Origin of the sequence: Agromyces hippuratus, assembly GCF_013410355.1 — a bacterium.
In the GTDB taxonomy this organism is placed as follows: Bacteria; Actinomycetota; Actinomycetes; order Actinomycetales; family Microbacteriaceae; genus Agromyces; species Agromyces hippuratus.
The window spans coordinates 3100450-3121595 of sequence record NZ_JACCFI010000001.1 but is presented as its reverse complement, the minus strand read 5'-3'; the positions used below and the strand labels follow the sequence as shown (position 1 = coordinate 3121595).

Annotated in this window: 20 protein-coding genes and 1 tRNA gene; 5 read left to right on the top strand and 16 right to left on the bottom strand. The window is 69.6% G+C overall.

Annotated elements, in window-relative coordinates:
• Positions 1-39: 39 nt before the first annotated feature.
• On the bottom strand, positions 40-1272 hold the full coding sequence (locus BJY17_RS14590; protein WP_179551998.1) for a sugar ABC transporter substrate-binding protein: 1233 nt from the start codon (positions 1270-1272) through the stop codon (positions 40-42).
• 263 nt (positions 1273-1535) lie between these two features.
• Here BJY17_RS14590 and BJY17_RS14585 point away from each other — a divergent pair, with 263 nt between their 5' ends.
• Positions 1536-3212, top strand: a complete 1677-nt coding sequence (locus tag BJY17_RS14585; RefSeq protein ID WP_179551997.1) for a glycoside hydrolase family 13 protein — start codon at positions 1536-1538, stop codon at positions 3210-3212.
• Between the two features lie 52 nt (positions 3213-3264).
• On the opposite strand, the gene BJY17_RS14580 is transcribed toward BJY17_RS14585, so the two are convergent.
• The 4 genes from BJY17_RS14580 to BJY17_RS14565 all read right to left on the bottom strand — a co-directional run bounded on the left by BJY17_RS14580 (position 3265) and on the right by BJY17_RS14565 (position 7055).
• On the bottom strand, positions 3265-3534 hold the full coding sequence (locus tag BJY17_RS14580) for a CHY zinc finger protein (RefSeq protein ID WP_322789853.1): 270 nt from the start codon (positions 3532-3534) through the stop codon (positions 3265-3267).
• Positions 3535-3583: 49 nt separating this feature from the next.
• Positions 3584-5359 (bottom strand): peptidoglycan DD-metalloendopeptidase family protein, encoded by a 1776-nt coding sequence (locus tag BJY17_RS18980; protein ID WP_179551995.1) that lies wholly within the window; start codon positions 5357-5359, stop codon positions 3584-3586.
• Positions 5360-5657: 298 nt separating this feature from the next.
• Complete coding sequence (locus tag BJY17_RS14570; protein WP_179551994.1) at positions 5658-6473, bottom strand: inositol monophosphatase family protein; 816 nt, start codon at positions 6471-6473, stop codon at positions 5658-5660.
• Between the two features lie 72 nt (positions 6474-6545).
• Positions 6546-7055 (bottom strand): MarR family winged helix-turn-helix transcriptional regulator, encoded by a 510-nt coding sequence (locus BJY17_RS14565; RefSeq protein ID WP_179551993.1) that lies wholly within the window; start codon positions 7053-7055, stop codon positions 6546-6548.
• Positions 7056-7160: 105 nt separating this feature from the next.
• Between BJY17_RS14565 and BJY17_RS14560 the strand changes: the two genes are divergently transcribed.
• Both BJY17_RS14560 and BJY17_RS14555 read left to right on the top strand, forming a co-directional pair.
• A complete protein-coding gene (locus BJY17_RS14560; protein ID WP_179551992.1) occupies positions 7161-8243 on the top strand; it encodes an alkene reductase in 1083 nt (360 codons plus the stop codon).
• A 41-nt stretch (positions 8244-8284) separates the two neighbouring features.
• Entirely contained in the window at positions 8285-9229 is a 945-nt protein-coding gene (locus BJY17_RS14555) for an NADP-dependent oxidoreductase (protein WP_179551991.1), read from the top strand.
• Between the two features lie 57 nt (positions 9230-9286).
• Here the strand turns inward: BJY17_RS14555 and BJY17_RS14550 are convergent.
• The 3 genes from BJY17_RS14550 to BJY17_RS14540 form a co-directional block, all read right to left on the bottom strand.
• A tRNA-Tyr gene (locus BJY17_RS14550) sits at positions 9287-9371 on the bottom strand.
• A gap of 80 nt (positions 9372-9451) precedes the next feature.
• The gene (locus BJY17_RS14545) at positions 9452-10111 is read right to left on the bottom strand and encodes a PH domain-containing protein (RefSeq protein WP_179551990.1); all 660 of its coding nucleotides are present in this window, start codon (positions 10109-10111) and stop codon (positions 9452-9454) included.
• 4 nt (positions 10112-10115) lie between these two features.
• The gene (locus tag BJY17_RS14540; protein WP_179551989.1) at positions 10116-10280 is read right to left on the bottom strand and encodes a hypothetical protein; all 165 of its coding nucleotides are present in this window, start codon (positions 10278-10280) and stop codon (positions 10116-10118) included.
• Positions 10281-10471: 191 nt separating this feature from the next.
• On the opposite strand from BJY17_RS14540, the gene BJY17_RS14535 reads away from it, so the two are divergent.
• Entirely contained in the window at positions 10472-11491 is a 1020-nt protein-coding gene (locus BJY17_RS14535) for a LacI family DNA-binding transcriptional regulator (protein WP_179551988.1), read from the top strand.
• Positions 11492-11589: 98 nt separating this feature from the next.
• The gene (locus BJY17_RS14530; RefSeq protein ID WP_056655668.1) at positions 11590-12078 is read left to right on the top strand and encodes a YajQ family cyclic di-GMP-binding protein; all 489 of its coding nucleotides are present in this window, start codon (positions 11590-11592) and stop codon (positions 12076-12078) included.
• Positions 12079-12265: 187 nt separating this feature from the next.
• On the opposite strand, the gene BJY17_RS14525 is transcribed toward BJY17_RS14530, so the two are convergent.
• The 8 genes from BJY17_RS14525 to BJY17_RS14495 form a co-directional block, all read right to left on the bottom strand.
• On the bottom strand, positions 12266-13240 hold the full coding sequence (locus BJY17_RS14525) for a hypothetical protein (RefSeq protein ID WP_179551987.1): 975 nt from the start codon (positions 13238-13240) through the stop codon (positions 12266-12268).
• A gap of 295 nt (positions 13241-13535) precedes the next feature.
• Positions 13536-14591 carry an alpha/beta hydrolase gene (locus BJY17_RS14520; RefSeq protein WP_179551986.1) on the bottom strand — a complete coding sequence of 352 codons (1056 nt, stop codon included), beginning with the start codon at positions 14589-14591 and terminating at the stop codon, positions 13536-13538.
• Positions 14592-14649: 58 nt separating this feature from the next.
• Entirely contained in the window at positions 14650-15540 is an 891-nt protein-coding gene (locus BJY17_RS14515) for a type II secretion system F family protein (RefSeq protein WP_179551985.1), read from the bottom strand.
• 1 nt (position 15541) lies between these two features.
• Positions 15542-16498 (bottom strand): type II secretion system F family protein, encoded by a 957-nt coding sequence (locus BJY17_RS14510; protein ID WP_179551984.1) that lies wholly within the window; start codon positions 16496-16498, stop codon positions 15542-15544.
• Entirely contained in the window at positions 16495-18033 is a 1539-nt protein-coding gene (locus BJY17_RS14505; RefSeq protein WP_322789852.1) for a CpaF family protein, read from the bottom strand. Before BJY17_RS14505 ends, BJY17_RS14510 begins: the two co-directional genes overlap by 4 nt.
• Positions 18020-19348, bottom strand: coding sequence for an AAA family ATPase (locus BJY17_RS18590; RefSeq protein WP_322789851.1), 1329 nt, complete (start codon positions 19346-19348; stop codon positions 18020-18022). Before BJY17_RS18590 ends, BJY17_RS14505 begins: the two co-directional genes overlap by 14 nt.
• A complete protein-coding gene (gene cpaB, locus BJY17_RS14500) occupies positions 19348-20103 on the bottom strand; it encodes a Flp pilus assembly protein CpaB (RefSeq protein ID WP_179551982.1) in 756 nt (251 codons plus the stop codon). Before cpaB ends, BJY17_RS18590 begins: the two co-directional genes overlap by 1 nt.
• Positions 20104-20149: 46 nt before the next feature.
• Positions 20150-21136: a TadE/TadG family type IV pilus assembly protein gene (locus BJY17_RS14495; protein ID WP_179551981.1), complete on the bottom strand. Its 987-nt coding sequence runs from the start codon at positions 21134-21136 to the stop codon at positions 20150-20152.
• Between the last annotated feature and the right edge of the window lie 10 nt (positions 21137-21146).

The following is a 21146-nucleotide window of genomic DNA, read 5'->3' as shown; positions in this document are numbered from 1 at the left end:
CCGGACGCCAAGCGGCATCCGGCCCGGAGCATTCAGTCGTTACTTGCTGATCGCGGCCTGCACGTCGGCGGCAAGCTTCTGCCACGTCGTGACCGGGTCGGCACCGTTGATGATGTCGGCCTCGGCGATGCCCCAGTACTGCCAGACGGCACCCATCGCGGGGATCGCGGGCATGGGCACTGCCTCGGCACCGACGGCGGCGAAGCCGGCGACGATCGGGTCGCTCGACGCGGCCTCAGCGGCAGCCGAGAGCGCGGGGAGCACGTTGCCGGCCTTGAAGAGCTCGAGCTGAACGTCTTCGGTGCCGATGTAGTTCACGAGGAAGTCGTTCGCGGCGACCTTGTTCTTCGACTCGGAGGAGACGAAGAAGCCCTTGACGCCGGCGAACGGCGACGCGACCTCGGCGGTCGGGCTCGGCACGGTGTCGATCGCGACGTTGATGCCGGCGTCGGTCGCAGCGCCGACGTTCCACGGACCGGTCAGCCAGAAGGCCGCGGTGCCGTCGATGAAGGCCTGCTTGGCGATGTCGCCGTCGATGTCGGTGTTGAAGACGCCGGTGCCGTTCTTGCCCTGGCTGCCGAGCCACGTGGCGAACTGCTCGCCGCCCGCGTTGCCGATCTGCAGGTCGGTCGGGTCGTAGCCCTCGTCGTTGCTGCCGAAGACGGGAGCGCCGAACGCGGTCTGGAACGGGTACAGGTGGTAGGGGTTGCCCTCTGCACCCTGCTCGACGACGAACGGCTGGGTGAGGCCGGCGGCCTGGCCCTTGGCGATCATGTCGTCGAAGCTCGTGGCGGCCTCGGGAACGAGGTCGGCGTTGCGGAGCACCGCGATGTTCTCCACCGCGTAGGGGAGCATGTAGGTCGTGCCCTCGTAGGTCGACGCGTCGATCGCGACCGGGAGGTAGTCGGCAGCCGAGTCGCCGAGCTCGATGGGGGCGACGACGCCGTTGGTCGAGAGCTCGCCGAGCCAGTCGTGGGCGCCCATGGTGATGTCGGGGCCCTTGCCGGTCGGAACCTGCTGGATGAAGTCGTCCTTGATGTCGGCGTTGTCCTTGCCGACGAGCTCGACCTTGACGCCCTTCTCCTCGGAGTAGGCGTCGGCTGCTGCCTGCAGCGCGTCGACGCGCTCGGCGTCGACCCAGACGGTCAGCGTGCCACTCGACGAGGCCTCGCCTTCGGAGCCGCTGTCGCCGGCGGAGCAGCTCGCGAGGCCGAGGGTCGCGATGACTGCGACGGCTCCGGCGGCGAGCAGGCTCTTCTTGTTCACCCTCATTGGTGTGCCCTTCTCAGTGTGCGTGAGATCGGCGCCTTCGCCTGGATGAGTCTCCCCGTTCCGCTGTTGAAACGGGGCACCGCGCCCGAAAGGCCGTTCTTCCGTATGGAGTGCTCGCTTGGTGCAAGCGATTACAGGTATACCTTGCCTCGTGCCCATTACCAAACCGGGGGGCGCGCATTGATACCGGTTTGTAACCATCACATGACGCACGCAAACTGCAAGCGTTTCCATCATGTATCGGGATGACGTACAGTTTCCGCATGACTTCCGAATGGTGGCGCACCGCCGCGATCTACCAGATCTACCCCCGGTCGTTCGCCGACGCGAACGGCGACGGCATGGGCGACCTCGCCGGCATCACCTCGCGCCTCGGTGCGCTGCAGGAGCTCGGCATCGACGCGATCTGGCTCTCCCCCTTCTACACCTCGCCGCAACGGGACGCCGGCTACGACGTCGCCGACTACTGCGACGTCGACCCGCTCTTCGGCACCCTGGCCGACTTCGACGCGATGGTCGCCGAAGCGCACGCCCGTGGCATCCGCGTCATCGTCGACCTCGTGCCGAACCACTCCTCCGACGCGCACGAGTGGTTCCAGGCGGCGCTCGCCGCTGCACCGGGCAGCGCCGAGCGCGCCCGTTACTTGTTCCGCGACGGCCGCGGTGCCGACGGCTCCGAGGCGCCCAACAACTGGGAGTCCGTCTTCGGCGGACCGGCATGGAGCCGCGTCGTCGAGGCCGACGGCACGCCCGGCCAGTGGTACCTGCACCTCTTCGACAGCTCGCAGCCCGACTTCGACTGGACCAACGACGAGGTGCGCGAGGAGTTCCGCCGCATCCTTCGCTTCTGGCTCGACCGCGGTGTCGACGGCTTCCGCGTCGACGTGGCCCACGGCATGATCAAGGCCGAGGGCCTCCCCGACTTCACTCCCCCGGCAGAGGGCGGCAGCATGGGCGGAGCGGCGACCTCCGGCGTGCCGCTCGAGCCCGAGATCTCTGCGGAGCCCGGCGACAGTGCCCCCTACTGGGGCCAGGACGGCGTGCACGAGATCTACCGCGATTGGCGGAAGCTGCTCGACGAGTACCCCGACGACCGCGTGCTCGCGGCCGAGGCGTGGGTCGACCCGCTGCCCCGACTCGCGAAGTGGGTGCGCCCCGACGAGATGCACCAGGCGTTCAACTTCGCCTACCTCGAGACGCCGTGGAACGCCGACGCGCTGCGCCACGTCATCGACGACTCGCTCGCGGCCTTCGCCGCGGTCGGCGCACCCTCGACCTGGGTGCTCTCGAACCACGACGTCGTGCGCCACGCGACCCGGCTCTCGGTCACCGAGGCGAACCCGCAGGGCCACGGCCTCGGGCCTCGCTCGAAGGGCCTGCCCGAGTACGCGCCCGGCCTGCGCCGCGCCCGCGCCGCGACCGCGCTCATGCTCGCGCTGCCGGGCTCGGTCTACCTCTACCAGGGCGAGGAGCTCGGCCTGCCCGAGGTCATCGACGTGCCCGACGACGCCCGTCAGGACCCGACCTGGTTCCGCACGAACGGCGAGCGCTACGGGCGCGACGGATGCCGCGTGCCCCTGCCCTGGGAATCCACGGCTCCCTCGTACGGCTTCGGCCCGACGGATGCCTCGTGGCTCCCCCAGCCCGAGCAGTGGGCCGAGCTCGCACGCGACGCGCAGCAGGGCGACCCCGCCTCGACGCTCTCGCTCTACCGCGACGCCCTCGCGGTGCGGCGCACGCACGACCTCGGCGCCGGCACCCTGGAGTGGCTGCCGGGCTACCCCGAGTCGATCGTGGCGTTCCGCAACGGCGACGTCGTCGTGATCGCCAACACCGGCGACTCACCCGTCGAGCTCCCGGCAGGCGAGGTGCTGCTCTCGAGCGAGCCGTTCGAGGCTCGCGCGCTGCCCGCCGACACGACGGTCTGGCTCGCGGCCTAGCGGTTCGAGCCGCCTTGCGGCACCGCGGCCGGAGACTGCTCCGGCCGCGGTCCTACTGCTCGAAGTAGAGCTCCCAGTGCAGGCGGCAGCCCGGGTTGAACTCCGCGGCGCAGGCCGGGCACGACTCGGCGGCGCGGTACTCGGTCACCGAGAGCTCGGTGCCGCAGGCGCCGCACAGGATGCCGGGCGCATCCCATTCGGTGCGCGGCCGGACGACGACCGGGTGCGACTCCGCCTCCTCGTGGCAGGCGTGGCACGGGTAGTAGCGATCGCAGCAGGCGAAGCGTATGGCGATGATGTCGACCGCCGTCGCGTAGTGCACGCAACGAGTCTCGTCGTCGATCGTGCTCCCGTGCACGTGCGGCCGCACGTCAGTTGGTGTTGTCGTAGAGCCACTGGAGCGGGTCGACCTTGGTGCCGTCCATGCCGCCGAGACGGATCTCGAAGTGCAGGTGCGGGCCCGTCGACATGCCGGTGTCGCCGGTGTTGCCGATGACGTCGCCGACGCTGACCGTGTCGCCGACCTCGAAGCGGCGCGACTCGTACTCCATGTGCGCGTAGACGCTCGTGACGAGTTCGCCGTCGATGATGTGATCGATCATCATGACCACGCCGAGCGATCCGCCGGAGTCGGTCGAGTTCGCGACGACGCCGTCGGCGATCGCCTGGATCTCGGCGCCGAGGCCGGGGTTGAAGTCCTGGCCGCCGTGGTCGCTCGAGCAACCGGCGCAGTCGCGGTAGCCGAACTGGTCGCCGATGTGCACGCCGACCGCGAACGGCCACTGGATCGTGCCCGACGGGTTGTTCGTGAAGGTCGCCTCGGGCCGGATGCCGGCCGCGCGGGCGTACTCGTCGATGGTCTGCGTCTCGTAGCCGTCGCGCTGCACGGTCTGCGCGAGGGTGCCGCTGTTGATCTCGACCTGCTGACCGGGCTCGGTGCCGAAGGTGGCCTGCTCGAGCGCCATGGCCTGCACGTCGGCGGGCGACAGCAGCGAGAGCGACGGCACCGAAGTCGTGACCGCGAGCAGCGCCGCGAAGCTCATCGCCGCGAAGCCGCTCGACATGCGTGCGATTCGCCCGACGCGCTTCACCCGTCGCTTGGCCGGCGGCCGGGGAGTGCCGGCGGCAGGGCCGGAGGCCGCGGTGCCGCTTCCGGTCGAACGCCTGGCAGCGACGGAGTCGGAGCCGGAGGAACGGCGGGGGCGCTGCTCGGCGGAGACGCCGGTCGACGGCTGCCAGGCCGCCGTGGGCGCGAACTGCTCCGCCGACTGCGGGTCGGGGGCGGGGATCGGGGCCGGCGCAGCGACACGAGCCATCGCGGAGGCGGCGATCACGGCGGCGAAGTCGTCGGATGCCGTAGCCCCTGCGTCGGGTGCGGCGATCGGCACGACCGGGGGTCGCGCCGGGGCGCCGGAGCGCACCGGGGCCGCTGAGCGCGCGGCCTTCGCAGCCTTCTCGGCCTTGCGCTCGGCCCGCGACAGGCGAGCGGAACGAGCGGATGTCGCCGCACGGCGCCCAGCCGGCTCGACCTCCGCCTCGGGCTCGTCGCCGAGGTCGGCGAAGAGCGCGTCGAATCCGCCGCTCGGCTCGGAACCGGAGTCGGCCCGTGAGACACGGCCTGCCCGCGAACCGGCGTCTGCCGGCGAAACGGCGAAGGCCGAGTTCCTGTCGACCGAGTGGTCGACCGGCTCGGCCTGTGGCATCGGAGCGGGTGCTGCGGGAGCTGCGGAGAGTGCGAATGCTGAGACTGCGGGAGCGGAGCGTTCCGAGGGAACGGCGCGTTCCGAGGGGGCCGACGGGGCGGGCGAGTGCGGGGCCGTCTCGGGGGCCGAGCGCCTGGGCCGCAACCCGCCGGTCACGACTGCCGCCCCAGCCTGATCGGGATACCACGCGGCCTCGGGCGTCGGCGCGACGGGAGCCTGGGTGTACTCAGGAGCGGACGCGGCCGTCGGAGCCGGCGTGAACGCCGGAGCCGGCGTGAATGGAACCGGAGCAGCCGCCGGGGCCTGCGCGTACGCCGGAGCCGGAGCCGCCGGTGTCAGCAACGCCTGCCACGAGGCATCCGCCTGCTGTGCAACCGGTGCGACCGGTGCCGCGGGCCCGGCCGGTGCGGTCGCCTGCTGCCCCATCGCCGCGGCATGCTGCACTGCGGCCGTCTCGCGCTCACGAAGCTCACGACGAGTCAGGGGTCTCTCGGGCCGCGAAAGGGCCTGGGTGCCTGGCGTGGAATCGTCGGGCACGAGGGGGGACTCGAGCACGTGGGGGAACTCTCGGCTTCGTGGATGACCGGATAGGGACGGGGAGGTGAACATCTCGACAGCACGCCGAAATAACAGGTTGGTAAAGACTAACCGGTCTCGGCCGTGCACGCCATGTCGAACAACGATTTCCGCCTGTCAGAACGCTGCAAGTCCACGGCATCCGCGGCGTGCGGCCTCTTGCGGCTCAGGCGTCGACTCCGGCGCGTCGCAGCGCGGCGGCCAGCTCCTCGTACAGCGCCGGCGGCGCGGCGAGCACGAGTTCGGCGGTGGCCGCTCCCCCGCCGGGGCCGCCGACCCTCGCGCCGGCCTCCCGGGCGATCAACGCCCCCGCGGCGTGGTCCCACGGGTTCAGCCCGCGCTCGTAGAAGGCGTCGAGGCGACCCGCGGCCACCGAGCACAGATCGAGGGCACACGACCCGATGCGGCGGATGTCCCGCGCGAGCGGCAGCACCTCGAGCAGCACTTCGGCCTGCGCGCGACGAGTCTCTGCCGAGTACGAGAAGCCGGTGCCGACGAGGGCGTGGCTGAGCGGGACCTCCGTGTTCACCTGCAGCGGCCGCCCGTCGAGCCGGGCGCCTCCGCCGGCTCGCGCCTCGAACACCTCGCCGGTGGTCGGATTGACGACGACGCCCGCGAGCGCCGTCCACCCCGTCGGGTCGGTCGACCCCTCGACCACCGCGACGCTGATCGACCAGGCGGGAATGCCGTAGAGGAAGTTCACGGTGCCGTCGATCGGATCGACGACCCAGTTGACGCCGCTCGTGCCGATGCGGGCGTCGTCCTCTTCGCCCACGATGCCGTCGTCGGGTCGTGCCTCGAGCACGAGCCGGCGGATGAGCGCCTCGGTGTCGCGATCGACCGCGGTGACGATGTCGATGGGCGACGACTTCGTCGCAGCGACGCTCACCCCGCCGCGGCGCGCGTCGCGCGCGAACTCCGCCGCCTGCAGGGCGATGCTCCGGGCGAGGTCGAGCAGGGCAGCGGATGCGTCTTCACTCATGCCGACACGCTAGCCCGACACGATGAACACCGCACCGCGGCATCCGTCGCCGGCTGGGATCCGATCCGTCCGCTACGCCTGGTCGTCGCGCGAGTCCGACACGCGGCCCGGGCGCGGAGACCGGCGCCGCACATGATCGGCGACCAGCCCGAGGAGGCGTGCGAGTTCGTCGCGGTCGGCGTCGCCGAGCGCGTCGACGAGCACATCGCGCACCACCTCGACATGGCCGGGCAGGACGCGTTCGAGGAGGGAGGCGCCCTCGGGCGAGAGCGTCACATTCACGCCGCGCTCGTCCCGCGTCGACGGCACGCGCACCACGAGACCCGCCCGCTCGAGCTGACCGACCTGGTAGGTCAGGCCGCTCTTGCTGTGCACGAGCCGGTCGGCGAGCTCGGTCATGCTCCGCGGCGAAGACGGGTCCTCGCCGCAGATGGCGAGGATCTGGAACTGCACGAAGCTGAGGTCTCCGTGATCGCGCAGCTGGCCCTGCACGCCGCGTTGCACCAGGGCGCTCACTTCGAGGAGCGCGAAGTACACGCCGAACTCGGCGGGCATGGCCGGCGGAACGGTTGGCTCAGACATGTGCGAATCCTATTTCACTCATTTAGTTCGAATTGGAAATAGATCCAGCTCGGACCGCGTTGTCCAGCACCGGAAGGTAGTTCGAATTCGAAGGAGTTAGCTGGAATGAACGCATCAGACGCATCGACCATGGAAGCCCTCTGGTCGCCGACGACACTTGGGAGCATCCACCTGGCGCACCGGGTGGCCATGGCCCCGATGACCCGCAGCCGTGCAACCGGAGACGGCATCGTGACGCAGCTCACGCGCACGTACTACGCGCAGCGCGCCTCGCTCTCGATGCTCATCACCGAGGGCACCCAGCCATCGGCGGATGGGCAGGGATACCTCGCGACGCCCGGTATCCACACCGGAGAGCAGGCGGACGCATGGCGCACGGTCGCCGATGCCGTACATGATGCCGGCTCGACCCTCGTCGTGCAGCTCATGCACGTCGGCCGTGTCTCGCACCCCTCGAACACCCCACACGGGCGTCAGGCGCTCGCGCCGTCGGCCATCGCGGCCGCCGGCGACATGTTCACGGCATCCGGCCCGCAGGCGATGCCCGTGCCGCGCAAGATGACGAGGGCCGACGTCGCACAGACGATCTCCGATTTCCGGCGGGCAGCTCGGCTCGCCGTCGACGCGGGCGCCGATGGCGTCGAACTGCACGGCGCGAACGGCTACCTGCTCCAGCAGTTCCTGAGCACCAACGCCAACCTCCGCACCGACGAGTACGGCGGCGACATCGCCGGCCGCATCCGCTTCCCCATCGAAGTGGCCGCTGCGGTCGCCGACGAGATCGGCGCCGACCGGGTCGGATTCCGCATCAGCCCCGGAAGTCCGCTCGGCGACATCGAGGAGACGGATGCCGCCGAGCTCTATCCCGCTCTGGTCGCGGGCCTCGCGCCGCTGAGACTCGCCTACCTGCACGTCGTTCACCTCGGCGACGATGGGCTGCTCCGCAGCCTCCGCGACGGATGGCCCACGGGGCTCGTACTCAACCGCGCAGGCGCCGATATGGAACGCCGCGCACAGGACGTGCGCGATGGCCTCGCAGACGTCGTGAGCGTCGGCCAACTCGCCCTCGCGAATCCCGACCTCATCGACCGCATCGTCGCCGGCGCGCCGATGAACTCACCCGACCGCGGCACGCTCTACGGCGGCGATGAGCGCGGCTACACCGACTACCCGCGTCTCGCGGCGTGACTCGCATCGACCCCGACTTCCTCTCAATGAAAGGCGACACCATGCATGCCCACCTCCTCACCCGGTACGGCCCAGACGGTCTCGAGCCGGGAAGCGTCCCCGAGCGCGCCCCGGCTCCCGGCGAGGTCGCCATCCGCCTCGACGCCATCGCCGTGAACCCGCTCGACTGGAAGATCAGTCACGGCTGGCTCGCTCAGATGATCCCGTTGGCGCTGCCGGCCGTGATCGGCTCGGAAGGGGCGGGCACCGTACTGAGCGTCGGCGCCGATGTCACGGACTTCGCGGTCGGAGACAGGGTGGCGGGCTTCTTCGACAGCGGGGCCTTCGCCGAGATCGCCGTCACCCGGGCCACCCGTCTCGTGCGGATCCCAGCGGGACTGTCCATCTCGCAGGCCGCGGCCCTGCCGACCGCCGCCGAGACCGCGACGCGAATCCTCGGACTGCTCCAGCCCGAAGCCGCATCGACCGTCGTCGTCAACGGTGCCGCCGGTGCCGTCGGCAGCATGGTCACGCAGCTGCTGGCCCGTGACGGACACACCGTGATCGGTACCGCCGGCGCCGAGAACCACGACTACGTCCGCTCGCTCGGCGCAAGCCCGATCGGCTATGGTCCGAACCTGGTCTCCGACCTCCGACGCCTCGCGGTCGCAGGCATCGACGCCGGCTATGACACGACCGGACACGGATTCATCGACCGGGTCGCGGACCTCGTCGACGCTCGCCGAATCGTCACCATCGCCGACTTCGCCGCCGGAGCCGGAGGCGCCATCGTCGCGGGCGGGGACCCGACCCGGTTGAGCATCACTCGTGCGGTCCGCGACGTCTTCGATCTCGCCGCAAGCGGCGAGATCCACGTCGAGATCGCAGCGACGTACCCGTTCGAAGCTCTCAACGAAGCGCTCGGGTTCAGCGAGCAGGGCCACCTGCGAGGCAAGGTCATCGTCGCCGGACACGACCGCAAGCCTGCAGACATCGGCCTCGCCTGACACTGACGGGAGAAGCCCGGTCTCCGCGACTCCTGCGGCGTTCCGGGCTTCTTCTGATGGTGGCGAGTGAGGGATTCGAACCCCCGAATGCTGAGCAGTCTGATTTACAGTCAGATCCCTTTGGCCGCTTGGGTAACTCGCCATCGCACCCGACCACGTTCTGCACACAACCGGGGGCCTGTCAATGGTACCCGCCGAGGGCCGGTGCGAGAAATCGACGGCCTACGACCGCCACCAGGGCATCTCGGCGGTGTCGTTCGGGTCGCGCGGCGGGGTCGTGTCGTAGCGATCGGGCCGCGGCGCGGGGTCGTAGCGCTGCGGTGCCGGCGTCGGCGTCGGCGCCGTGTCGAACTGCTCGCTGCGGCCCATCTGCCGGGCGGGTCCGCGCAGGCCCGAGCGCTGGATGACGCGCTGGATGGTCGCGCCGCGCTGGTCGGGCGAGCCCACGAAGCGGATCTCTCGGAGCCCCTGGTCCTGCGCGGCCGACTCGAAGACGAAGTGGCCGTAGCCGAACACCCGGCCGATGAGCGGGGTGTGCACCGAGATGTCGAGGATGCGGGAGATCGGCATGGTCGCGATGCGCTGCGACAGGATGCCGTGCACGCGGAACACGCGCATGTTCGTGATCACGAAGCGGTCCATTCGGGCCTGCAGCACCCGCCACAACCCGTGCACGAAGAGGAAGAGCGCGAGGAAGAGGGGGAACCAGTACAACTGCTGCGGCACCCAGGCGAGCAGGAGCAGTGCGGGAACGGCCGCGCACATCTCGAGCACGGCGCCGACGACCGCAGCCCAGTGCTTGCGCACCTCGTCGACGATCACCTCGCCCTCATCGGCGATGAGGTGGCGCTCGACGCGCGGATCGAACCCGAACACGCTCATGGCGTCATGAGGCGAGCGAGGTGAAGAACCTGCCGACGGCCTCGGTGGCCGAGACGACTGCGCCGAACGCGCCCTGCACCACGTTCGCAGCGTCTTCGGGACGACTGATCATGTAGAACAAGGCGAAGATCACGACCAACGCCACGGCGATGCCCTTGAGCCACTTCACGGGTGCTTTCCCTTCGAGACGGCGACAAGGGGCGAGCCGCCACCCCCGTGAGCCAGCCCCGACTCGTATTTCTATCCCACCCGTCGCGCGGAGACAACGCGCCACGCGGGGCACTGCGGGCACGGCCGAGTAGGATTCCTCTGACTCGGCATGGCCGGGGAACGACTCGGCATGGCCGGGAATGAGGAGCCATGGCCGGCATCGAAGAGGTCGCGAGACTCGCGGGAGTCTCCACCGCGACGGTCTCGCGCGCCCTCAGCGGCCGCGGCCACGTCTCCCCCGGATCGAAGGCGAAGGTCGAAGAGGCCGCTGCCCGGCTCGGCTACGTCGTCTCCTCCAACGCCTCGAGCCTCGCATCGGGCCGCACCCGCAACATCGGCGTCGTCGTGCCGTTCCTGAACCGATGGTTCTTCTCCTCGGTGCTCGAGGGCGCCCAGCAGGCGCTGCTGCGCCGCGGGTACGACCTCACCCTCTACAACCTCTCGGGCGACGGCCGCGAGCGCTCGAGCGTGTTCGAGCACTTCCTGCTGCGCCAGCGCGTCGACGCGGTCATCGCCGTCTCGCTCGAGCTCACGGAGCCCGAGGTCGCACGCCTGCACGAACTCGGCAAGCCGCTCGTCGGCGTCGGCGGTCCCATCCCCGGCGTGCGCACCCTCACGATCGACGACGTCGCCGTCGCGCGCCTCGCGACCGAGCACCTCATCGGCCTCGGCCACACCCGCATCGCGCACATCGGCGGCGACCTCGAGTTCGACATGGACTTCCACCTGCCGACCAACCGCCGCATCGGCTACGAGGGGGCGCTCCGCGACGCCGGCCTCGACGTCGACCCCCGGCTCTTCGCGCCTGCCGACTTCACGATCCGGGGCGGGTACCACGCGGCGAAGCAGCTGCTCGGCGCCCCGCACGGCCGGCCCACCGCGATCTTCGCGGCCTCCGACGAGATGGCCATCGGCTCGATCCTCGCCGCCCGCGACCTCGGGCTCGTCGTGCCGCGCGACGTCTCGATCGCCGGCATCGACGACCACGACCTCTCCGACTTCTTCGGCCTCACGACGGTCGCGCAGTTCCCGCGCGTGCAGGGCGAGATGGCGGTCGAGATCCTGATGGACGAGCTCGAGCCGGGCACAACGGATGCCGCGACGCCCGCCGCCACTCCCCTGCCGTACGAGTTGCAGGTGCGCTCGTCGACGGCCCGCCCGCCGGTGTGACCCCCTCTGCGGGGTGAGGAGGCGCTTCAGCGCCGTCTCGAACCCCCTGCCACGCGGCATCCCCTCGTCGTTTCGCTCTCGTCGGTACACTGGGCGGCATGGCTGATGCAACGTTCGACATCGTTTCCAAGGTCGACCAGATGGAGGCCGACAACGCCCTCCACCAGGCGCAGAAAGAGGTCGCGCAGCGCTACGACTTCAAGAACGTCGGCGCGTCGATCGAGCAGTCCGGCGAGAAGGTGCTGATCAAGGCCAACAGCGAGGAGCGCGCGAAGGCGATCCTCGAGGTCTACGAGGCCAAGCTCATCAAGCGCGGCATCTCGCTGCGTTCGCTCGACGCCGGGGAGCCGTTCGCGTCGGGCAAGGAGTTCCGCATCGAGACCACGATGAAGGCCGGCATCGACTCCGAGAACGCGAAGAAGATCAACAAGATCATCCGCGACGAGGCGCCGAAGAGCGTGAAGAGCCAGACGCAGGGCGACGAGGTGCGGGTCTCCTCGAAGAGCCGCGACGACCTGCAGGCGACGATGGCGCTCCTCAAGGGCAAGGACCTCGAGGTCGCCCTGCAGTTCGTCAACTTCCGCTAGCGCGCACCGCGCGCACCGCGCACCGTGCTCGCCGCGCACCGCGCTACCGCTTGCGCTCGCCGCGCACCGCGCTACCGCTTGCGCTCGCTTTGCCCGCCCGAGTACCCCATGCGCGGTGGAGTGCCGCGGCATCCGCTCACTCGCGGGACTCGGACGCCGATCGGGTACTCGTGCGCCACGGCGGCAGTCAGAGCAGTACTCGCGGGCGGCGCACGACCGGCAACCCGGCGCCGCGCAGCTTGGTGAAGAGCACGGTTCTGCCCCAGGCCTCTGCCCAGTCCCATCGCGCGAACCCGCGCAGTTGCCGGCGAACGGCGTCTTCCCGATCCTTCTCGCGGAGCACCGTTTCGATGGTCGTCTCGACGCCGCCGGGGCCGAGGTACTTGCCACGCCCATCAGCCTCCGCGCCGATGCCGTGGTCGGGCCAGTGGAAGTCGAGGAACGCGCTCCGGCCGAGCTCGGGAAGCCAGAGCTCGTGCTGCAGTTCGGGTGCCGGAAATCCGAGCTCTTCGATCACGAGCCGGCTCACGGTCTCGAGCGGCGTCTCGGCGAACGGCGTGGCTCGCTCGAGCACCGCGGCGACGCGGAGGCTCCGCGGATACGGCAGGAGGCGCTCATGCTCCGCATGGATGCGCTCGAGCGTGGTTCGGGCGGGAGCCCGAGTGCGCGACACGTGGATCGCCGCATCGACCGCGGTGAGTGCGGCAGCGAGCGGCGCCCGCCGGCACATCTGGATCAGGCTGAACTCCAGAGCGGTCACGGCGAATCCGCCCGACGATTCGACCGGCACCTCGCGGGTTCGAGCGACGGATGTCACGCCCGCACGCCGGTGCCCGAACTCGTTCTTCGACAGCACGAACACCTCGTTCGGCCACCTCCCGACGATGGGCAGCTGCGCGAGCGCAACGGCGGAGTGGCCGGTGAAGATCGGCGTCGTCAGCGTCTGCGCCACTGCACGTACCACGCTGCGATAGGCCTCCGCCCACTGCTCCGGCGCACTGAGCGACGGATCGGGCCGGACCGTCGGGCGATAGACGCCCGTGCGCACGCGTTCGACCCTTCCGTCGAGCACCGCGGCCCGGAGGCCCGCGAGTCGGCCGACTGATCGCACGTCGCGAGCGAGGATGAACCCGTCGACGTTGATGGGGAGCGATTCGGTCATGCCGACATCGTGTCGCTCGCGGTTGGCCGGTGGACACGCTCTGGCCGCACGCCCCACGGTCTGCGCCGACGTGCACCTGTTGAGGGCGAGTACCCGATGTGCGCGCGAGTGCCCCTTCGGCGGCGGCATACGGGTACTCCGCCGCCGATCGGGTCCTCAGGCGAGGACGCGATGGCGCGGGAGGCGCGCGGGCGCGGGAGGCGCGCGCGGGAGGCGCGACGCGGACGAGCGGATGCCGCGGCGCACGGGCGGCGTCAGCGGCGCACGGGCGGCGTCAGCGGCGGTGCGGGCGGCGTCAGCGGCGGTGCGGGGCGTAGCCGCGCAGCCACTGCGTGATCGCAGCGTACGCCGCCTCGCGCACGGGCGCGCGCGAGAGGAACACGTCGTGCAACGCCTCGTCGATGCGCACCACAGCGCCGACCTGGCTGAGCCGCAGCGTGCGCTCGGCGACCTCGTCGACGACGAGCACGATGTCGCTCGACGCCATCGCCGGATCCCATCGCGCCTGCAGCGTCGAGCGCTTCGACAGCAGGGTGAGCACCGGCGCACCGACGTCGATGCGCGAGGCGACGGTGGCGTGCCCGGCGAGCACGGCGTTCAGCCAGGCCGGATGCACCGTGAACCCGCGATCGGGCCGCCAGGCGTGGTTGTACTCCCACTCGCCGTCGAACTCCTTCGCGACGGTGCGCGTGTAGAAGCCGAGGTCGACGTTCGGCAGCGGCGCGAGCGGGTTCACCTTGGCACCCCAGCCGATGACCGGCGCGAGCGCCTCGCGCCCCACCCTGCTCGCCTGGAACTCGAGCCACGGGCTGTTGAGCACGAGCGCCGCGGCACGCCCCCGATGCCGCGCGGCCCAGAGACTGAGCGTGAGCCCGCCCGTCGAGTGCCCGAGCAGGATGAGCGGTCGCCCGTTGCTGCCCCTCGACGCGGCATCCCCGCCATCGGATCCGTCGGGCGCACCGTGGCCCATCGCGGCGAGCGCGGCGGCGATGTCGGCGTCGTAGTCGGCGAGGTCGGTGATGAACCCGGGCGTCTGGCCGGGGCGGAGGCTCCGGCCGTACTTGCGCAGGTCGAGTGCGAAGAAGCGCGCGCCGGCGTTCGACCAGTACTCGGCGAGACCGGGGTTGAAGAAGTAGTCGCTCCAGCCGTGCACGTAGAGCACGTCGGCTCCGGATGCCGCGCCTCGCGTCAATCGCATGCGCCACGGCGGCCGGTGCCGCACGAGGGTGGCCACGACCTCGCCCTCGTTGTCGCTGCCGAGCGGCAAGGTGAGCTGTTCGAAGCCGGGGCCGAGTACGTCGGGCCGCCAGGTCTCGGGGTTCTCGGTTTCGGGGTGCTCGGGCTCCGCCATGCCACCTCCCCTCGGTCTGCGCCCAGCCTAGCGACGACGACCGAGAACGCCGGGAGCCCTACGGGCCGCCGATACTGCCGCTGAACGAGTTCATCATGTTGAGCGCCGCCGGCGTGAGCAGCACGATGAAGAGCACCGGCAGCAGGCAGAACACGAGCGGGAAGAGGATCTTGACGCTCACCTTCATCGCCTGCTCCTCTGCGCGCTGCTTGCGCTTCAGCCGCATCTCGGCCGACTGCACGCGCAGCACGTCGCCGATCGACACACCGTACTGGTCGGCCTGGATGACGGCGCGGATGAATCGGCGCAGGTCTTCGACGTTCGTGCGCCGTTCGAGCTCCATGAACGAGTCGCGGCGAGTGCGCCCGATCGACATGTCCTGCAGCACTCGGATCATCTCTTCTGCGAGCGGCCCCTTGCCGTTGCGCGCGGCCTTGGCCATCGCGGCGTCGAAGCCGAGCCCGGCTTCGACGGCGATCGTCATCTGGTCGAGCACGTCGGGCAGCGAGAGCTTGATCGCCTCCTGGCGGTCATGGGCTCGACTGTTGATCATCACGTCGGGGAGGAAGAACAGCATCGGCGGCGCGGCGATGGCGATGAGCACACCCCAACCGGAGATGCCACCGCTGAACGCGAACATCAGCACGAACAGCACACCGGCGATCGCGAGGAGGATCTTCCAGACGACGATGCCGTTGACCGACCAGCCGGAAGGGCGCCCGGCATACACGAGCTGCCGTTCGATCCATGCGATGTACCCGCTCGGGGCAGCCGCGACCAGCGACGCGCTGATGGACCCCTGCTGTACCGGGCCGAGGGTGGGATGCTCCTCCACCACGGCGGTCGTCGTGGCTTCACGTCGGGCCGGGAAGAGCAGGAACACGAAGACGCCGAAGGCGAGCGCGGTGACGCCGATCAGCACGTAGACGAGCACTGCAGACAGCTCCATGTCAGAACTTCACTCTCACCGTGAGGGCGGTCCAGATCGACCCGATCACGAGGAGCACGCCTGCGACGATGAGGGCGACGATCCCGAGGGGGTTCTGGAAGAAGGAGCTGAAGTACGTCGGCTGCACGATGACGAGGAACAGGAAGACCAGGATCGGCAGAGCCACGAGCACGATGGCCGACAATCGCCCCTCGGCGCTCAGCGCCCGCACCTGACGTCGGATCTCGTTGCGGTCGCGGATCGTCTTGCCGACCTGGTCGAGCACCTCTGCGAGGTTGCCGCCGGTCTCCTGGTTGATCGCGATCGCCTGGGCGACCCACTCGAAGTCCTCGCTCCGCATGCGCTGCGCGGTGATGGCGAGCGAATCGGAGAGGTTCCGGCCGAGCCGCACCTCGTTCACCACACGCGCGAGCTCTTCGCTCGTCGGGTCCTCGGCATCGCTCGCAACTCCCGCGAGGCTGCGATTGAGGCCGTGGCCGGCGCGCAGGCTGCCGGCAACGAGTTGCACGGTGTCGTCGACCTGGTCGGCGAATCGGGCGCGCCGCTTGCTCGTGCGCGACGAGATGATGAGCTTCGCACCCACCGGGGCGAGCAGCGCGAGCAGGACGGCCCAGATGAACCAGGTTCCATTCGCGAAGCCGACCAGCACGCCGATGAGGGCGAACACGCTGGCGGCGGAAGCGACGATCACCACGAAGCTCGACGGATCCGTCTTGATGCCGGCGAGTTCGAGCTCCTGTGGACCGAACATCCGGCTCGAACGCTTCGACGCCACCGACTCGATCGCCGCCGTCGTCCGCTGCGTGACCCTCGTCAGCGCCGAGACGTGCTCGACCCCGGGAGCCAGGCGGCGGTCGCGGGCGACCCGGGGGGCAGGAGGCGCGATCACGTAGAAGATCAGCACCAGGAGCGCAAGCAGCGCGACTCCGACGCCGAGTCCGAGCACCACCGGATTCATCGGATCGCCCCGAGCATGTCGCCGATGTCGGGCTGGAAGAGCGAGATCGGCAGGGCGATGCCGTAGTCGGCGATGCGTTCGGCGAACCTGGGCCGAACACCGGTCGGCTCGATGCGCCCGCGCAGCCGTCCCTCTTCGTCGTACCCCTTGGAGTAGTCGAAGCTGAACGCGTCCTGCAGGGTGATGATGTCGCCCTCCATGCCGTGCACCTCGGTGATGTGGGTGATCCGGCGCACGCCGTCCTTATGACGGGTGATCTGCACGATGATGTCGATGGCCGAGGAGATCTGCTCGCGGATGGCGCGGAGCGGCAGGTCCATCCCGGCCATGAGCACCAGCGTCTCCATGCGCGAGACGGCGTCTCGCGGCGAGTTGGCGTGCAGCGTCGAGATCGATCCCTCGTGTCCGGTATTCATCGCCTGCAGCATGTCGAGCGACTCCGCCCCGCGCACCTCGCCGACGACGATGCGGTCGGGTCGCATGCGCAGCGAGTTGCGCACGAGGTCGCGGATCGTGATCTCGCCGCGCCCCTCGATGTTCGGCGGGCGCGACTCGAGTCGCACGACGTGCTCCTGCTGCAGCTGCAACTCGACGGCGTCTTCGATCGTGATGATGCGCTCGTCACCGGGGATGAACGCCGAGAGCACATTGAGCAGGGTGGTCTTACCCGTGCCGGTTCCGCCCGAGACGAGGATGTTCATCTTCGCCCGCACCGCGGCATCGAGCACTGTCGCGACCTCGCGCGTCATGCTGCCGAAGTCGATGAGGTCGTTCACCGTGTACGGGGTTCCCGCGAACTTGCGGATGGTCAATGAGGCGCCGTCGACGGCGAGCGGCGGGATGATCGCGTTGACGCGGGAACCGTCGTCGAGGCGGGCGTCGACGAGCGGCGAGGACTCGTCGATGCGGCGACCGACCCGGGCGACGATGCGCTCGATGACGCGACGCAGCTGCGGTTCCCCGGTGAAACGGTGCGCGGTCTCCTGCAGGCGGCCGTTGCGCTCGACGTAGAGCCGGTCGAAGCGGTTGACCATGATCTCGCTCACGGTCGGATCGGCGAGCAACGGCTCGAGCGGTCCGTAGCCGAGCACGTCAGCGCCGATGTCGTCGATGAGCCGGTTGCGCTCAGCGGTCGAGAGCGCGAGCTGTTCGCCGGCGACGATGTCGGCGAGCTCGGCCCGAGCGAGCAGGTGCAGCTGCTCCTCGGTGAGCGAGGCGTCGTTGAGGCGCGATCCGATGCGCCCGAAGAGTTCTTCTGCGGCCTTCTCCTTCACCGCCGCGAGCGGGTCGAGCGCCCCTGAGGGTCGTGGTGCGGCTGCGCGCGGCTGGGCAGGAGGCTGGAACATCGCGGGCTCGGTGGCGGCGGTGGGGAGTTGCGTCTCGGTCGCCGATTCGGTGTCGGCCGCGGGCGGCTGTGCGGAAGCCTCGGCCGGACTCGACTCGTCGTTGGTCACCGGTTCTGCGGCAGCGAACGGGTTTGCCGGCGCTGTCGCCTGCGTCTTGCCGAGCGCACTCAGCCGATCATTCAGGTTCACTGGTTCGCCGCCTTCTCTGGATCTTGCTTCGCTTGGGGAACGCCTCCGGTGCGATGCGCAGCACGATCGACCGGATCGCCTTCGCGGCCGGGTCGCGCACGTCGTCGTGAATGAGCGGCACGCCACGGTTGCTCGCGAGCAGCACCGCCGACGACTTCGGCACTTCGACATCGACCGGCGCGCCGATGATGTGCTCGACGTCCTTGATGGTGAGTCCGCTGTTCTTGTCGGTCTGGTTGACCACGAGATGCCGGTTGCCCGGCATGAGGCCGAGCCGCGTCAGCAGTTCGAACTCGGTGCGCATCGCTCGAAGGCTCGGTACACCCATATTCGTCACGAACACCGCGTCGGTCACGTGCTCGAGTGTGACGAGCGTGTGCTCGCCAAGCCCCGGTGTCGTGTCGACGATCACGTAGCGGAACGTGGCGCGAAGCCGTTCGATGAGGCGGGCGAGCGCGAGCGGGGCGACCTGATCTCCGAGTTCGGGCGATGGAGCACTCGCGATGACGAAGAACCCGTCGTCGTGGTGGGTGAGCGTGGTCTTCAAGACGATCTCGTCGGCCGCGACATCCGCCACCGCATCGACGATCGTGCGCGTCGGCTCGAGCGCGAGCGCCGCGGTGATGTCGCCGAACTGCAGGTCGGCGTCGACGAGCACGACCGAGTTCGGGGCGACTTCAGCGAGGCCGGTGGCCAGGTTGATCGCGATGGTCGTCTTGCCCTGCCCGCCCTTCGGCGCGACGACGGCGATCGCCTCCGACGGGGTGCCGGCTTCGAGCGGCGGGAACTCCCATTCCGGCACGGCAGGCTCGGGCTCAGGCTCCGCTTCGGGTACGGCGGCGATGTCATCGGCTCCCACCGACTCGTCGACGAGCTCGACGAACGGCATGTCGTCGACTTCCAGGGCCAGCGGCGCATCGAAATCGTGCACTTCGGCGCGGCCGTTGGCGACGAGCCAGGCCGACAGCCGATCGAGCAGGGCGAGGGTCGTGTCGTCGCTGGCGTCGGGGCTCAGCACGGCGTGGAGTGAGAGCTCGTCGACCCAGTCCTCGAGGTCCGATCGCTGTTCGCGCACGACGATGAGGCCGAGGTCGGGATGCTTCACGGCGAGCGCCTCGACGAGCCCCTTCGTCTCCTCGTAGTTCAGCACCGGCCCGAGCAGTGCCACGCGCGGCTGCCCATTGGTGCGACTCACGACGGCATCGGGGCCGAACGTGAGGAACTCGCCCGGAATCACGGCAAGCCGTTCGCCGAGCAGGGCCCGGAGCCGGGTCTCATACTCGGCGGAACGACTGACCAGGAGGTACGGGAGCACTAGAACGCGTTGCTTCCGGTCACCGGCGACGTGCCGCTGTTGTCGGTCAGTTCGTTCTCGAGCGTGAGCCACATCTGCGCATAACCAGCCGACTCCCCCTCGGTGAACCAGACCCATCGCTCGATGTCATGAGCCGACAGGGCGATCGTCAGCATGATGCTGTCGCCCGCGCCCTGTTCGACCTGCGTGTCGGCCTCTGCGTCGGGGGTCACGACACCCTGCACCTTGGTCACCAGCACACCGTGGAACGCGAAGCTCGTGACCGGGTCGACGACGTCCGATTCTTCGCCGAGCTCGTCGGGGTCGACGGTCCCCACCAGTCCGATCGTGTTGCCGGCGCGCACCTGGCCTCCGACCACGCGGTCGGCGGGCAGGGTGAACGACACGAGCTGCATGCCGTCGGGAACGGGTACGTCCCCGCTCGAGGCGAGTTCGGCCGGGTCGACGAACCGTGCCGAGAGCAACTGCTCGCCCGGCAGGATGTCGGCGACGGCGACCAGCCCGGCGAGGTCCTCGAGGTTCGTCACGACACCGTCTGCGACATTGCGGGTGGGCATCGAATCCAGTTCGACGAAGTCGGCGACCTCTTCACCCAGGGCTCCCCTTGGGATCGACTCCTGGACGACGTACACATCCGTGAGCTCAGCGCCCTGCGCTGCTCGCGCATCGGCGCCGCGCACGTATCCGACGAGCAGGATGACGCCGAGTACGGCCAGGAGGAGGGCGACGATCGCCCCGATGATTCGGGTCTTCATAGATCAGTACCTTCGATAACCGTTGCAGTAGGGTGCCGGTCGGCACTCAGTCCTTGAGCCTGACGATCGTCACTCCGCCGTCCGGGGCGTCGCCCAGCTCGTAGCCGTCGCCGAGTTCGACGTACTCGATGAACTCGCCCTGGATGCCGGTGCAGGAGCGGGTGCACGGCGGAGCGGCGGGGTCGGGGCGGTTGATGCCGGGGAACACCATTCCGGTGATGCGGAACGCGGCGAACGTGATGAGGTGGAACTCGTTGTTGGCACCGGGGCAGTCGCCCGCCCCGGATGACACCGTTCCGATACGCCGGCAGTCGTCGTAGATCGGCACGAGCTGCACCGTCCCGATCATGCTCTCGAGGTAGGCGTTCCGTTCCGGGTCGGTGTGGAGCACATCGGAGCAGATTCCAGAGCCTGCGGCACCGGTCGTCCCGTCGACCCACGGGTCCGCGATGTTGATCTCGACCGTGCAGTCCGGGCTGACGAGCCAGCCGAAGCCGCCCCGCGCGAAGGTGCCTTCGCAGTCGCGCCGCTCGGTCGTGTTGTTCTGGACGAGGATGAGCGCGCCGGGTGTCGCGTCGAGGAACTCGCAGTACCCGAAGGCGAGCACGAACGTGCCACCCGAGATCGGGTTGCCCCATTCGGCGGTGGCGTCGGCTCGAACGGTCGTCGAGTTCGGGTCGCTGTCGCCATCGATGAGCGACGCGAAGAAGTGCGGGAAGTCCGCGCTCGCGACGACCTGCACCTCGTTGTCATCCGTGTTCGGCACCGCGCTCTCGACTTCGCCGGCGACCGGCGTTCCGTTGTTCGCCTCGAGGAATTCGGTGCTGAGCGCTGTCGAGCCGGCGGCGCAGGTGCCCTCGTCTCGGGCACACGATGACGCGACGGCGATCGCCGCCGCATCGACGCCCCGCTGAATCTGCTGGCGCTCGGCATGCTGTGCCGAGACGTCGAGGGCGAGTGCACCGAACCCCATCATGGGTACCAGCAGGAACACGATCAGGACGGCGTTGGCCCCGCGTTCGCTTCGGATCAACCGCCGAAGG

Coding starts and splice junctions, on each gene's coding strand:
- BJY17_RS14590 (WP_179551998.1), bottom strand. CDS start 1,272: ATGAGGGTGAACAAGAAGAGCCTGCTCGCCGCCGGAGCCGTCGCAGTC.
- BJY17_RS14585 (WP_179551997.1), top strand. CDS start 1,536: ATGACTTCCGAATGGTGGCGCACCGCCGCGATCTACCAGATCTACCCC.
- BJY17_RS14570 (WP_179551994.1), bottom strand. CDS start 6,473: ATGAGTGAAGACGCATCCGCTGCCCTGCTCGACCTCGCCCGGAGCATC.
- BJY17_RS14565 (WP_179551993.1), bottom strand. CDS start 7,055: ATGTCTGAGCCAACCGTTCCGCCGGCCATGCCCGCCGAGTTCGGCGTG.
- BJY17_RS14560 (WP_179551992.1), top strand. CDS start 7,161: ATGAACGCATCAGACGCATCGACCATGGAAGCCCTCTGGTCGCCGACG.
- BJY17_RS14555 (WP_179551991.1), top strand. CDS start 8,285: ATGCATGCCCACCTCCTCACCCGGTACGGCCCAGACGGTCTCGAGCCG.
- BJY17_RS14545 (WP_179551990.1), bottom strand. CDS start 10,111: ATGAGCGTGTTCGGGTTCGATCCGCGCGTCGAGCGCCACCTCATCGCC.
- BJY17_RS14535 (WP_179551988.1), top strand. CDS start 10,472: ATGGCCGGCATCGAAGAGGTCGCGAGACTCGCGGGAGTCTCCACCGCG.
- BJY17_RS14530 (WP_056655668.1), top strand. CDS start 11,590: ATGGCTGATGCAACGTTCGACATCGTTTCCAAGGTCGACCAGATGGAG.
- BJY17_RS14525 (WP_179551987.1), bottom strand. CDS start 13,240: ATGACCGAATCGCTCCCCATCAACGTCGACGGGTTCATCCTCGCTCGC.
- BJY17_RS14520 (WP_179551986.1), bottom strand. CDS start 14,591: ATGGCGGAGCCCGAGCACCCCGAAACCGAGAACCCCGAGACCTGGCGG.
- BJY17_RS14515 (WP_179551985.1), bottom strand. CDS start 15,540: ATGGAGCTGTCTGCAGTGCTCGTCTACGTGCTGATCGGCGTCACCGCG.
- BJY17_RS14510 (WP_179551984.1), bottom strand. CDS start 16,498: ATGAATCCGGTGGTGCTCGGACTCGGCGTCGGAGTCGCGCTGCTTGCG.
- cpaB (WP_179551982.1), bottom strand. CDS start 20,103: ATGAAGACCCGAATCATCGGGGCGATCGTCGCCCTCCTCCTGGCCGTA.